Here is a 12,624-nt window from a genome sequence, read left to right on the forward strand (position 1 = left end):
CGGTTTGCCGACTCCGGTGCATGGCCTTTTCCGATAATCACAAGGACGGACGGGTGATTATATCTGTGCATAGTATGTCTGAGCAGCATCAGAAGGCACTGTCAGCCACTGGCAGATTTAACCCCCTTAATCGCCAAACTGGCGTTCAGTCCTGATAGTGTCCTTCCGTCCTGGGCAGGGTTGCTAACACTTGCTCCCTTAATACGAAATGCGCCTGCTGATAAAGATTAAAGTCACATCACTGCATACCGGTCTGCCGACTCCGGTGCATGGCCTTTTCCGATAATCACAAGGACGGACGGGTGATTATATCTGTGCATAGTATGTCTGAGCAGCATCAGAAGGCACTGTCAGCCGCTGGCAGATTTAACCCCCTTAATCGCCAAACTGGGATCAGTCCTGATAGTGTCCTTCCGTCCTGGAGAGGGTTGCTAACACTTGTTCCCATGATACGAAATGCGCCAGCTGATACAGATTAACGTCTCATTGCCCATGCCGGTCTGCCGACACCGGTGCATGGCCTTTTCCGATATTCGCAAGCACAGATGCTTGATTTTTTCAGGGTGTAATATACCTGAGCAGCATCTGAAGGCACTTTCAGTCGCTGTCAGATTTAACACCCTTAATCGCCAATCTGGGATTTTATGATGTTAACCTCCAGTTCAAGACCCTTGCTCCCATGATGCGAACCTTGCCACCTGATAAAGATTTACGCCTCATTCCTGTATGCAGGTCTTACGACTCTAGTGCACGGACAATTTTCGGTCATAACAAGACCTGGCGGAAGATTTAATCAGGCGTGGTGTGACTGAGCAGAAGCTGGGGCAATGTCAGCCGCTGGCAGAAAAAACCCTTATTCGCCATCTCAAACCGTCATTATGGGTAGTCCTTTTAACTTTCTCAGGACCATTAAGCTTAAACTCCGTTTAGAGAATGACGTAAGATTTAGGCTAAGCAGGTTAAGTGATCCCTCTCCCGGGTTGAACACTATATTCATCGTACGAGCGGAAGATTGTCCTTCGGGAAATATTTCTTAAACACCGCTCGGGATCTTATTGCCACTGGCGGATTTAACCCCCTTAATCGCCATACTGGGGTTCTGTCCTGATGCTGGCCTTCAGTTCTGGGCTTGGGTTGCTATCGCTTGCTCCCATAATGCGAAATGTGCCTCCTGATACAGATTAACGTCATATTCCTGCGTGCCGGTCTGCCGACACCAGTGCACGGGCTTTTTTCGGTCATCACATTTCCGGGCAGGAGATTCTATCAGGGCGTGGTGTGACTGAGCAGCAACTGGGGCACTGTCAGCAGCTTGCAGATTTAACACCCTTAATCGCCAAACTGGGATTCTGTTCTGATGTTGACCTTCCGTTCTGGGCGGGCTTTGGTTTACTAACACTTACTTCCATAATACGAAATGTGCTTGATGATGCAGATTAAATTCACATTACTGCATACCGGTCTGCCGACACCGGTGCATGGGCGATTTCCGACGATCTCAAGAACATATGGGAGATTATATCAGGGAGAGTAGTATGCCTGAGCAGCATCTGAAGGCACTGTCAGCCGCTGTGAGATTTAACCCCCTTAATCGCCAAACTGGGGTTCTGTCCTCATGCTGGCCTTCAGTTCCGGGCTGGGTTGCTATCACTTGCTCACATAATGCGAAATGTACCTGCTGATACAGATTAACGTCATATTCCTATATGCCAGTCTGCCGACATCAGTGCTTGGGCTATTTTCGGTCAAAACAAGACCTGGCGAGAGATTTAATCAAGCGTGGTGTGACTGAGCAGCAGCTGGGGGCACTGTCATCCGCTTGCAAATTTAACCCCCTTAATCGCCAAACTTGGGTTCAGTCCTGATGTTGGCATTCCGTTCTGGGCGGCGTTGCTATCACTTGCTCCCATTATGCGAAAAGTGCCTGCTGATACAGATTAACGTCATATTCATGCATGCCGGTCTGCCGACACCAGTGCACGGGTTTTTTTCGGTCATTACAATACCGGGCAGGGGATTAAATCAGGGCGTGGTGTGACTGAGCAGCAGCTGGGACACTGTCAGCCGCTGGCAGATTTAACCCCCTTAATCTCCACACTGGGGTTGCCTCCTTAAGTTGGGTTTCATTTCGGGGTGAGGTTGCTAACTCTGCTCCCATAATTCGTAGTGTGCCTCCTCAAGAGATTAACACCTCATATCTTTAGACTGGACTGACGACAACGGTTCACAGTTAGGAAACGTATATCAGCACACCGGTGAGATAGATTTTAGGGTCTAAGCAAGAAATAGGGTAGGCGTGAAGATTCATTAATGGAGCTCTTAACTTCAAAGCGTAGAGAAGGAGACAAGAATCGTGGTTTAAACAGGTTGTGCATTAGGTATGGACTAGAGAGTCTGAGCTCACATCTGCAAGTTAAGCTCACAAAAAATCATAAAAAAGTAAACAAACATTAGCTTAAGATTGAAACTAAGGATAGAATTGTACGCATAACAAGGAAATGGACGCATTATACGTAAAGTTTACATATATGCGTAAAAGTCGGTTTTCAGTGCAAAAAGGTCATAACCATGAATTTACTTGAAAAGATCGCCCTCGTTGGTCAGCGCATGAAAAGCGAGCAGATTTCTCTAAAGGAATCTCTGATGGCTTCATCAAGAGTATCTGTTTCTGATGATAGTGTTGATGGTGTTGATAGACTGATCTATAACCACTGTTTGAATAAAAAAAATCTCTCTGATTTTTTTGGGAAGTCACGAGTAACGTTCAATAAAATACTTTCGGACTTAGAAGAAAAAGAACTTGTTGGTGCACCTATTTATCAAAACAAAAATCATCTTTACACCCGCTGGGATGTTCAAAAAATAATGGATGCCCTGGGTTATCCCAAGTACCGCGATCATTACTTTAGCAGAGCTATTGTTACTCAGAATCATAAAGGCGGTACAGGGAAAAGCACTACATCTGTAGCTTTAGCAGTAGCAGCTGCTTTAGATCTACAACTCAATGCACGTGTATTAATGATCGAATGGGACCCACAAGGTTCGATTGGAAGCAGCATGATTCAAAGTGTCTCAGAAGATGATGTCTTCCTTACAGCAATTGATGCAATCCTTGGAATTTATGAAGAAAATTCTGAGTATAAAAAATATTTAGATTCAGGATTCTCTGAAGAAGAAATCATCACTAATATGCCTTTTTCAACGCATCTGCCAAACTTGGACGTAATAACGGCTTTTCCGACAGATGCTCGTTTTAAAGATAAATACTGGCAATGTTCTAGAGAAGAACGTACGTCTTTGTTACTACGTTTCAAGGAAGTTATCTTACCGGTACTGAAGCAGAACTATGATTTGATTATTATAGACACTCCACCTGAAGATTCACCTTTGATCTGGGCTGCTGACGAAGCGGCCGATGGGATTCTTGTCGCAGTGTCACCACGTGAATATGATTACGCCTCTACTACAGACTTCATGCTTACAATAAGTGAAAGGTTTAAACAATCACCAAGTAAGGGCGACAATTTAAAATGGTTCAAAGTTCTTGCTGTCAATGTAGATGACAAAAGTCCATATGAAAGAATAGTTTTGGATAAATTAATCAGAACTGTTCAGGACCTTTTGATGTCCGCTAACATAAAAAATTCTGAAGCATTTAAGGCAGCTGCTTCCAAAGGGCGTACAGTGCTTGATATCAAAAAATCAGAGGAACTTTGTTCCGCAAAGCAGCTTGATGTCGCAGAAGAATCTGTATTACAGGTATATCAGCAATTTATAAATGAAATAAAAAGTTTTTCAGCTAAGCAAGGAGTTAACGCATGAGCGATGAGCAACATATCGGGAATGATAAATCTCGATATTTAAACGCACCAAAGCGGACAGAAGTCGGTCACCGTTCAGGTCTTGCGGGTTTGAAAACAGCACCTCGCATAAAAAAGTTATTCACTCTTCATAAGGGCCGGAGACTTGAAGCGGAACATGTGATTGTTCCAGCCCAGAGAGTGGAGAAGGAGACCTTAGTCCATCCAGCGAACCCACGAAATCAAGAAGCCCTTACAGATTATTCTGTTAGAGATATTCTTAAGCAGATTGAAGAAAGAGGGGTCGATACCGAAGGGATCGCTGTAAAAAGAGATGGGGTTTATTTATTAATAGAAGGAAGTCGCAGACGTTTCTGCTGTATAAAGGCAGAAAAGGATCTCCCCCTGTGGGTTCTTCCGGATGAACTAACCGAAGATGATATAAATTCAATTATATCCGCAGCACAAACATCTCGAAAATTTTCATATAGAGAAGTTGGGTTTCAATTTATCAAAAAAATGGAAGAAAAAGGATTTTCTACTAATGAAGAACTCGCAGCATATCTTGGGATTAGTCATGTATCGGTAGCCAAAAGAATCCAGGCGGCCCGTATTGACGAAACATTGATCTCTTTATTCCCGGATTATGAAGGAATCCCGAACTCCTATTATAGTCGCTTGTCTCGTTTACAGAAATATGTGCAAAAAAATCTATTTCCTTTAGATGAAGTAATAGATAATGTTAAAGAGGAAACAAAAGATTTAGACATTGGAGATCTCCAGGTTGCTCAAAAAGTTGTAATGGAAAAAATCACACAATCTGTGGAAAGTGTTTGTGAAAAAACTTATTCCACAAAATGGGAAACAAGTGATCTTATTACTTTTGATAACAAAGATAAGTATGCAAGAATCAGTAAAAACAATACTGGTAGAAAAATTCGCTTTGAATTCAATAGGATAAATGCGGGTTTTATTAAGGAACTAGAGGAGTTCATAAAAGAAAAATTAAAAGTATCAGAATAAATATTGAACTGCATCTTTATGATGCAGTTCATATGATTTATATTTTTAATTTCTTGTTATATTAATATGGGGTGTGCGCAGGTTCAGACATATAAGGTCTTAGTTCTATATGAACAGAAGCGCCATTCCCATCATTTACTACGTTTAAAGGTGCTTTTCCCGGCAATGACATAGTTGCAACGTCAGGTCCAGAAACAGCAAAATTATTTTCTGCTGAAGGCATTACTGTAAAAATCTTTATAGCAACATTTTCATGTCTAAATAATGAAATCCCAAAAGTAGAACCAGCTTCGGTATTGCTCACGTCCACAACCACAGGGGTTTTTCCTAGATATTCATTAGTTAGTATGTTTTTTACTAATGCCCCTTCCGGGACAGTATAGATACGGTATGGATATGCTAAAGCCGTGTGACAAAAACATATTAAAATAACAATTAATGTTTGTTTCATAGATTATCCTCATTCAAAAATAAAAGATATAACTCTTGAAAATCGTGGTTAGTAATTAGGTCCGCTTTTCCGGGAAAATCGTAACTAACAGAAAATAAAAGCGAAAGCGAATCTTTTCCTTTTGCTTTGGGAGAGATTCTGCTAAAAGCACGGTTAATAAACATAAGTTGATCTTCATTGTTGAAGCAAAGTCCAAGCATTCCAACCGTAGGAACTACGAATGTGCTTACGCTGCCTGGGGGCAAAAGTTGCTTACTACGGGCATTGTAAGCACAACGACTACCACCTAGCGTTAGGCCTGAAAGCTCAATAAAACTTCTGGTTCCATTCTTGGCGACAAGCCAAACATCAGTTCCTGAACTTTCGACACGTAAAGTAACTTTTCCGTCAGTAAAGGCCTCACTTTTATTGTATAGAATAGGGTCAAAACCAACTGTCGGGAGTTCTTCGATTTTACTTTCTACTGACTGACAACCAGTCAGTAATGCAAACAATAAAAGTGTGATAACTTTAATCATCCCGCTTCCTTAGATTGTTTTTGGCGCTCGTTATAAAAGATAATGATTCACCGGGGTAGAGAATTGTTTCTTTCGTCCAATAACCATAACCACCGAGGATATTTTTTCTTTTCTCAATATAAACGGGTTCAGAAAATACTAAATGTTGATATTTAGGAAGAGATAAGATTTCATATTTTCCTTGTCCAACTAAGAGGTAATTCTTCTCTTTAGGATTGATGGTTACTGGATTACCAACACTTTGAGGTATGTTAAGTTTTTTTATATTTAGGTCAGAATAGTCAGGAACGGACACTTGATCATTAGACGTATTTCCGGGAAGAGTAAACCCTTTACCCTGATCCGGTCCAAAGATGGCAATTATATCTTTGTTGTTTCTTGTGATCGAAACGATAGCCTGAAGGGGCGTATTAGCAAGGTCATTTATAAACGATATAGTTAGACTTGATTTTGGCTCGACCCAAACAATGCTTTTTCCGGATGTGCCTTCGCTTAATGCAATTTTTTCATTTAGTAAGATTTTATTTTTGGCAATGATATTATACTCAAGTTTTGGTATCACAATAAAAAGTGATTCTTTATTTGAAACATTCATGATTTCTAAGAAATTGGTTTTGGTCATGCTGGTCTTTAGAACAGGCCTATATTTACCATTTATAAACCACCTTCCGTTTATAAGCTCCGCTTTAGCAGATATAAGTGAATCACTTTTCTGTGCGGCAGAAGAAAAAGCATCTTTTCTATGCTCTTTCTCTTGATGTGGTGCAGCTGCTGCGTGAAGATGCAAAAGTAATGTTGAAATTGAGATAATCTTCCAATTTATCTTCATCTTGTTACCTCAATGTTGTTTTCAATCGAATCGAGTTCTAAAGGATAGGTTTTAAGTGAATAAAACTTGTTTGTTGTTTGTATTAGCTGATGACACAATAAAACTGGATTGTTCTTCATGATTATTTCTACTAATGTAAGTGCTGGTGAGTCAGTTTGCGGTATACCCGGAGCAACTATTACCTGGTCTTCTAATTTTGACATATAGAGTGATCCAGTATTTATATGCAAACAATTACCGATCAGTACTGGAAGATTGTTTTGAGTACGACCATGGGCTTTTCGAATGCTGTTTACAGGATTCCTACCTAGGACCATAAGGTTGACGTCATTTATCATCATTGGTATTACGGCATGGTCCATACCGAATAGAAACTGGCTCTGAAAAATATTCACATTGGCATAGTTGAATGCTTGAAGCGCATTATAAGTATCAGTGAATGATGTGCGGATAGGGGCGTAATCAGAAGGGCAAACCCCAATTTTTATATCGCCTTTTAGTAAAATCTGCATCATCGTACCAAGCTGGGTATTAAGAAGTTTTTTTACCTCTTCCTCTAAATAGTAACGATTCACAGCTTTATGCCACTTTCCGCCCATTACACACCATCTCTCATTGAGGTATGTGCTGGGGTAAAATGTTCTCCGGTCTTTGTTTAATGGTAACAATTTTTTTAACATTTCTTCTCCGGCTCCGGCAGCTGAGAAATGCCTCACAAAACGTCCATCGAAAAAGCCACTGTTTATCGCCTTCATCAATTCTATGGGTTCCGGCCCATAGTCAAACAAATTTCCAGTAGAGAAAATTACTATCTCTTCTTCTGGCTTTGTAACTGATTGGATCAAGTTGCACAGCGCAGAGTAATGTCCATGAGGATCTGCCAGAAAGAAAATCCTTCCGGAGAAGTTTGTAAGGTCTATAGTTTGGACGTGCTCAGCTGCCATAAATTCCTCTACGTATGTTTACATCGATGATACGGTATTTCGAACTATGATTTTTTTACAAAAAGGCGTCATTTTGGATTCTAAGCCTAAGGACCTTTGTTACTTACAGGTAAAGGCCCCAGTCCTGGCTCTCAAACAGTTCATACTTAGGATGCAAAGTAACTTTCTGATTATAATTGGCTCCTTTATAAACATGGTTAATACATGAATACAGGAAATTTAACGGTAAGGTATTTAAAATGGAAGGATGCTGAAATAACATAGACTTACGTATTTTTTTAATAGTGTTAATGTTGATAATAGGTCACCATTAATGTATAAAGTTAATATCTAATATGGTCCTATTAATAAAAGAGAGTTTTTATGGCTGAACTATTAAAATCTGAAAGTCCTGTTTCACCATCAGTGCAGGATATCACTGAAGCTTTAAAAATCGTTGTCGATGATGGAAGTAAAGCTGCAAAACTGGTTTGTCTTAATGAAAGAAACGAATTAGTTCCCTTGCTTACACAAAATAGTTTTGTTCCAGATTTCCGTGTTCGCCATGAGGGTCTCAATCCTTTTAACTATCTTATTGATGGGCTGGAAAGGTTTTCGCATCACAGCGAATCTAGTAACTCACTGGAATCGACTGATGTATCTCACCAATACGATGAAATTAGCCGGTTAAATGTTCACCATGCACTTCATGCTTCTGGTTTAGTTCCTCAGGATGTTCACCTCTTTGTTACTTTACCACTTAGCCAGTTCTATACTGCTTTAGGGGAAACGAATATTGAAAATATTCAGAGAAAAAAAGATAATCTGATGAAACCAGTAGAGCGTTATCTTGACGGTAAACGCTATTCTTTTAACGTTTTGTCTGTGACTGTTTTCCCTGAATCTTTACCAGCTGTGACCCGGGCAGATGAAATTGAGGATATTGCTTCATTTGAATCAAGTTTGGTAATTGATCTTGGTGGTACTACTCTTGATGTTGCAAGTATTACTGGGCAATTAGAACAGATTTCGAAAGTAAAAGGTTTTGACCGTATTGGTTGTTCTATTGTTTACGATGAGATCAGCAGGTATCTTGAATCTGAGAAACTGAATACGAGTAATGCTTACATTCATCATCTTGTTGATAATCGTCATGATAAATCAGCTTTGAAGGTTGCAGAGGACAAGCGTGACGGTGTTTTTGATGCGGTAAACTCTGCGGTACAGAAGTTGCAAAGTAAAGTAATCAGAGCGGTTACACAAGTCGAAGAGAGGCCTCATAATGTTTTCCTTGTTGGGGGAGGTTCATATCTCATCGAAACAGCTATTCGTAAACATTTTGAAACGGCTAAAGTTATCATGGTAGACAATCCGCAGTTCGCATTATCTTTGGCAATTGCTGATACTATTTATTCAGAATAATGAGCTAGAACATGGCTAAATACCCTATCTCAAATAAGGCAGATAACGACCGGATTCAGATCCGGTCTTTCTGGATATCCGAAAGAAAAGCACCCTATGTTTATAGTTTCTTGAAAAAAACAGAACTTTGTCATAGGGGTGACCAACTGGATTTAATTAGGTCGGCTATTAGTACCGGGTTGGTATTAAATAATTTATTTCCTGACTTGGCAAATTTTATAAATGGTTTAAACGAAAGATTAACACTTGCAGATCTTAATAGGTTTCTGAATGATGGAAATACTATAGATACTGAACCTAAGCCTCCTATTAATGTATTGCTAGAGAATGTCTTAGATCAAAAGTTTAAGGAGTATTTAACACCTCTACAATTAGATAATTCAAAGCAGGATTCTGTTTCTGTAAAAGAAACCTTCCTTGTACAAAAGGAACATGCCTGCTTTGGTGTGAAGATTGAAAATGAGGGAAGCGATACCTCTATACCATCTGAAAGCCCACTTTCTTCAGGTGCATCCAAAATTTCAAAAGAAAAGTCCATTTCCTCTGTGGTGCCAGTGCTAGAAAAAGTATCGGATGAAAATCAAACCGCCTCCATAAGCATAAAATCTAAAGCTAAGGCAAACAAGCGACTAGCGACTTTGGCAAGATAGGGCTTTGTTGAATAAATCAGATTTCGGGTAAGTCTCCCCCGTAGCGGGTTGTGTTTTCAGGCAATACGCACGCTTTCAGGCATACCTGCTTTCGTCATTTTGTTCAGCGCTCGTACCAGGGCCATAGCCTCCGCAACCTGACCATCGTAGTCACGCAGCGTCAGTGAACCCCCGAACAGCTGTTTTACCCGGTACATCGCCGTTTCCGCTATCGAGCGACGATTGTAATCTGTTGTCCATTTCCACCGCGCATTACTCCCGGTCATTCGCTGATTAGCCACTGCACGGTTACGGTCTGCATATTCACCGGGCCAGTAACCCGCACCTTTTCGGGGAGGGATAAGCGCGCTGATTTTCTTACGCCGCAGTTCATCGTGACATAGCCGGGTATCGTAAGCGCCATCGGCGGCGGCTGACCTGATTTTCCGGTGGGTTTGCCGGATTAACCCGGGGAAGGCCTCTGAGTCCGTAACGTTGTTCAGCGACAGGTCTGCACAGATGATTTCATGTGTGTTGCTGTCAACTGCCAGATGCAACTTTCGCCATATACGACGGCGTTCCTGGCCATGCTTTTTGACTTTCCACTCGCCTTCACCGAAGACCTTCAGCCCGGTGGAATCAATTACCAGGTGTGCGATTTCACCCCGGGTGGGCGTTTTGAAACTGACATTAACCGACTTTGCCCGCCTGCTGACACAGCTGTAATCCGGGCAGCGTAGCGGAACGTTCATCAGAGAAAAAATGGAATCAATAAAGCCCTGCGCAGCGCGCAGGGTCAGCCTGAATACGCGTTTAATGACCAGCACAGTCGTGATGGCAAGGTCAGAATAGCGCTGAGGTCTGCCTCGTGAAGAAGGTGTTGCTGACTCATACCAGGCCTGAATAGCTTCATCATCCAGCCAGAAAGTTATGGAGCCACGGTTGATGAGGGCTTTATTGTAGGTGGGCCAGTTGGTGATTTTGAACTTTTGCTTTGCCACGGAACGGTCTGCGTTGTCGGGAAGATGCGTGATCTGATCCTTCAACTCAGCAAAAGTTCGATTTATTCAACAAAGCCGCAAGATAGGTGAGAGACAGTACAATCGACTTCTGAGTTCAACTTGTCTTACCAGGAAAGCCAGCATACTTGCTGGCCTTTTTTTTGTTATAATAAACTCAGGCTTCAGCTGAATCTGTAAAATTACTGTTAATGAAACGGTATTTTAGGTTAATTTGGATGCTGTTACAGGAAGTGCGGATTTTTCCTAAATTTGTAAAAAACCTAAGAATTATCTTAATAAATCTGGTACTTAATTATTATTTTACGTAAAAAGTCTTTGTGGTTTAATGGTTATGTAAGGATTTTTTGATACCCTTATACCCGATGGACCTAAGGTCACTGACAACGATGTTCATGTAGAATCTTCGTTTCTGTAATCCCTTTTGTCCTTGTCCCAAATGATTGATTATTATAATAAAGGCTGATCGAATGCTATCTCGCAACTCACTAATACATGGTTTACGCCGAGACCAGTTAATCGGAGTTCTGACTATTTCAGAGTTTCCGGTAGTTATGGTAGAAAGCCACTTCATTCAGTCTGAGGTTATGGGAATAAAACCCGTAATTTTTAATATTGATGAGCTTCTTGTTTCTATATCCCCAATTTCCTCTCTTAAGTTCGATTGGGAGTGGGCCCCAGTTGATACAATACTCATTGAAGTTATCATTCCACCTGTAGAGTCAGACCTTGTAAGTGCAGAAAATGACTTCCTCCGTGATTCTGGTATTGGCCATATCCAGTGCGAGCCTGGCGGAGCATCAATACGACGTACAGTTACCTTCGTTGGTGGAATAACCGCTGATAACTTACTGTATCAGTTGAGGCTTATGTGCGTAAGCGCGTTAAAACTTTTAGGAGAGGAACTGGGGGATGAAGTCTAAGATTAGATATGTTTTATCTGGTTTTGTTGTGTTATGTGCATTTGCTGGAGTTTATAAAATCCTAAACAATGTTCCGGTTAAACCTGACCTTTTGGACTTCACTGGAAACACATTTAAAAAGACATCACTCTTCCTGCCATGTGATAAAAGCTCGCCTTCTTTAAACATTAAAATTGCTGATAACGAGAAAATCGTGATCAACGGCATCGCTTCAAAAGTAACTTTTGTTGAAAAGGCTGACCCCGTCAAAAGCCCTGGTTTTTGTGATGATCTTGATCTAAACAATTCTCGCCTTGTACATACGGCATCTTACAGCCTGGTGATTTCTGAAACCAAAACAGGATTTACACTATCAAATTTCAAGCATCTTGCCGATGATGAATCATTAGGCGGTATGTGGTTTTATCAAAAGTGACTTTTTATATGGCAACTTCAGACTTCGCTCTTAAAAACCATAATGTTAAAGCATTTGGTCAGGATGCAGCCCTTGTCATTGAGATGAACAATGAAGATGTTAGCTCATCAAAACCTTCACCTTTTTCAAATGAGATTGATAATTATTATCTTACATTGCACGTCGCTCCAAGGAACGCAAAAAAAGATTATGACTGGGGCTCAAACCGTTCTGTACTTCTAAAATTGTCGACGAATGAAGTTATGCAGATGGCATCTGTATTTCTTAGAATCATGCATACTTTAAAGATTGATAAGAGGAAAACCTCACATCATGGCCACGTCGTATACAAAAATATAAGCGTTACCCCAAACGAGAGGGGCGGTTTGTTGTTATCCGCAGGGATAGTTCCAGTCGATAAAGATGGCTTAAAACCCTTCATGCACATGGTCCCCGTCTCACAAATGGATTGCGTTAAAATTGGCCTCTACATACTTGGATATCTTGCTCAAAAAACGCCCTGGGTAAGCTCCGAGTCTATAATTACCGCGCTTCGCTTATCTGAAGCCAAGAATTCAAAATAGCGCATTAACATACGGAATATACGGAAAAATACAGGTTTTTTTAAATGTTATACGAACGGATATTTCTGTTTTTCATCGTAAAGTGAGTTTAATTTTGCTCAGAAAAACA

At 40.8% G+C, this 12,624-nt stretch carries 13 protein-coding genes; 8 read left to right on the forward strand and 5 right to left on the reverse strand.

What is annotated here, in order from left to right; genetic code table 11:
* The first annotated feature begins 1,278 nt into the window (after positions 1-1,278).
* From ACOTZP_RS16835 to ACOTZP_RS16845, 3 genes are all read left to right on the forward strand, one after another.
* Entirely contained in the window at positions 1,279-1,440 is a 162-nt protein-coding gene (locus tag ACOTZP_RS16835; protein ID WP_001371949.1) for a hypothetical protein, read from the forward strand.
* 1,128 nt (positions 1,441-2,568) lie between these two features.
* Positions 2,569-3,822 carry a ParA family protein gene (locus ACOTZP_RS16840; RefSeq protein WP_001050364.1) on the forward strand — a complete coding sequence of 418 codons (1,254 nt, stop codon included), beginning with the start codon at positions 2,569-2,571 and terminating at the stop codon, positions 3,820-3,822.
* Positions 3,819-4,823 (forward strand): ParB family protein, encoded by a 1,005-nt coding sequence (locus ACOTZP_RS16845; protein WP_001278838.1) that lies wholly within the window; start codon positions 3,819-3,821, stop codon positions 4,821-4,823. The genes ACOTZP_RS16840 and ACOTZP_RS16845 overlap by 4 nt, the downstream gene beginning before the upstream one ends.
* Positions 4,824-4,884: 61 nt before the next feature.
* Here the strand turns inward: ACOTZP_RS16845 and ACOTZP_RS16850 are convergent, their stop codons facing one another.
* Genes ACOTZP_RS16850 through ACOTZP_RS16865 form a run of 4 tightly spaced genes read right to left on the reverse strand, consistent with a single transcriptional unit; the run spans position 4,885 to position 7,565 of the window.
* On the reverse strand, positions 4,885-5,274 hold the full coding sequence (locus ACOTZP_RS16850) for a hypothetical protein (protein WP_000815011.1): 390 nt from the start codon (positions 5,272-5,274) through the stop codon (positions 4,885-4,887).
* Positions 5,271-5,792: a hypothetical protein gene (locus ACOTZP_RS16855; RefSeq protein ID WP_000598517.1), complete on the reverse strand. Its 522-nt coding sequence runs from the start codon at positions 5,790-5,792 to the stop codon at positions 5,271-5,273. The genes ACOTZP_RS16850 and ACOTZP_RS16855 overlap by 4 nt, the downstream gene beginning before the upstream one ends.
* Positions 5,785-6,621 carry a hypothetical protein gene (locus ACOTZP_RS16860; RefSeq protein ID WP_000700976.1) on the reverse strand — a complete coding sequence of 279 codons (837 nt, stop codon included), beginning with the start codon at positions 6,619-6,621 and terminating at the stop codon, positions 5,785-5,787. Before ACOTZP_RS16860 ends, ACOTZP_RS16855 begins: the two co-directional genes overlap by 8 nt.
* On the reverse strand, positions 6,618-7,565 hold the full coding sequence (locus ACOTZP_RS16865; protein ID WP_000718595.1) for a metallophosphoesterase: 948 nt from the start codon (positions 7,563-7,565) through the stop codon (positions 6,618-6,620). Before ACOTZP_RS16865 ends, ACOTZP_RS16860 begins: the two co-directional genes overlap by 4 nt.
* Positions 7,566-7,928: 363 nt before the next feature.
* On the opposite strand from ACOTZP_RS16865, the gene parM reads away from it, so the two are divergent.
* A complete protein-coding gene (gene parM, locus ACOTZP_RS16870) occupies positions 7,929-8,966 on the forward strand; it encodes a plasmid segregation protein ParM domain-containing protein (protein WP_000818954.1) in 1,038 nt (345 codons plus the stop codon).
* 11 nt (positions 8,967-8,977) lie between these two features.
* The gene (locus tag ACOTZP_RS16875) at positions 8,978-9,616 is read left to right on the forward strand and encodes a hypothetical protein (protein ID WP_012695436.1); all 639 of its coding nucleotides are present in this window, start codon (positions 8,978-8,980) and stop codon (positions 9,614-9,616) included.
* Positions 9,617-9,672: 56 nt separating this feature from the next.
* Here ACOTZP_RS16875 and ACOTZP_RS16880 read toward each other — a convergent pair whose 3' ends face one another.
* A complete protein-coding gene (locus ACOTZP_RS16880) occupies positions 9,673-10,641 on the reverse strand; it encodes an IS5-like element IS903B family transposase (protein WP_072201439.1) in 969 nt (322 codons plus the stop codon).
* Positions 10,642-11,084: 443 nt separating this feature from the next.
* Between ACOTZP_RS16880 and hdtA the strand changes: the two genes are divergently transcribed.
* Genes hdtA through ACOTZP_RS16895 form a run of 3 tightly spaced genes read left to right on the forward strand, consistent with a single transcriptional unit; the run spans position 11,085 to position 12,515 of the window.
* Entirely contained in the window at positions 11,085-11,537 is a 453-nt protein-coding gene (gene hdtA / locus ACOTZP_RS16885; protein WP_000952689.1) for a H transfer determinant A, read from the forward strand.
* Positions 11,527-11,952, forward strand: a complete 426-nt coding sequence (locus ACOTZP_RS16890) for a hypothetical protein (RefSeq protein ID WP_000836981.1) — start codon at positions 11,527-11,529, stop codon at positions 11,950-11,952. The genes hdtA and ACOTZP_RS16890 overlap by 11 nt, the downstream gene beginning before the upstream one ends.
* 8 nt (positions 11,953-11,960) lie before the next feature.
* Positions 11,961-12,515, forward strand: a complete 555-nt coding sequence (locus ACOTZP_RS16895; RefSeq protein ID WP_000235773.1) for a plasmid transfer protein — start codon at positions 11,961-11,963, stop codon at positions 12,513-12,515.
* Positions 12,516-12,624 lie beyond the last annotated feature (109 nt).

Source organism: Enterobacter cloacae complex sp. SYL001, assembly GCF_049237025.1.
GTDB lineage: Bacteria > Pseudomonadota > Gammaproteobacteria > Enterobacterales > Enterobacteriaceae > Enterobacter > Enterobacter intestinihominis.

Bases quoted from the DNA above. Each gene is read 5' to 3' on its own strand.
- ACOTZP_RS16840 (WP_001050364.1), top strand. From the start codon at position 2,569: ATGAATTTACTTGAAAAGATCGCCCTCGTTGGTCAGCGCATGAAAAGC.
- ACOTZP_RS16845 (WP_001278838.1), top strand. From the start codon at position 3,819: ATGAGCGATGAGCAACATATCGGGAATGATAAATCTCGATATTTAAAC.
- ACOTZP_RS16850 (WP_000815011.1), bottom strand. From the start codon at position 5,274: ATGAAACAAACATTAATTGTTATTTTAATATGTTTTTGTCACACGGCT.
- ACOTZP_RS16855 (WP_000598517.1), bottom strand. From the start codon at position 5,792: ATGATTAAAGTTATCACACTTTTATTGTTTGCATTACTGACTGGTTGT.
- ACOTZP_RS16860 (WP_000700976.1), bottom strand. From the start codon at position 6,621: ATGAAGATAAATTGGAAGATTATCTCAATTTCAACATTACTTTTGCAT.
- ACOTZP_RS16865 (WP_000718595.1), bottom strand. From the start codon at position 7,565: ATGGCAGCTGAGCACGTCCAAACTATAGACCTTACAAACTTCTCCGGA.
- parM (WP_000818954.1), top strand. From the start codon at position 7,929: ATGGCTGAACTATTAAAATCTGAAAGTCCTGTTTCACCATCAGTGCAG.
- ACOTZP_RS16875 (WP_012695436.1), top strand. From the start codon at position 8,978: ATGGCTAAATACCCTATCTCAAATAAGGCAGATAACGACCGGATTCAG.
- hdtA (WP_000952689.1), top strand. From the start codon at position 11,085: ATGCTATCTCGCAACTCACTAATACATGGTTTACGCCGAGACCAGTTA.
- ACOTZP_RS16890 (WP_000836981.1), top strand. From the start codon at position 11,527: ATGAAGTCTAAGATTAGATATGTTTTATCTGGTTTTGTTGTGTTATGT.
- ACOTZP_RS16895 (WP_000235773.1), top strand. From the start codon at position 11,961: ATGGCAACTTCAGACTTCGCTCTTAAAAACCATAATGTTAAAGCATTT.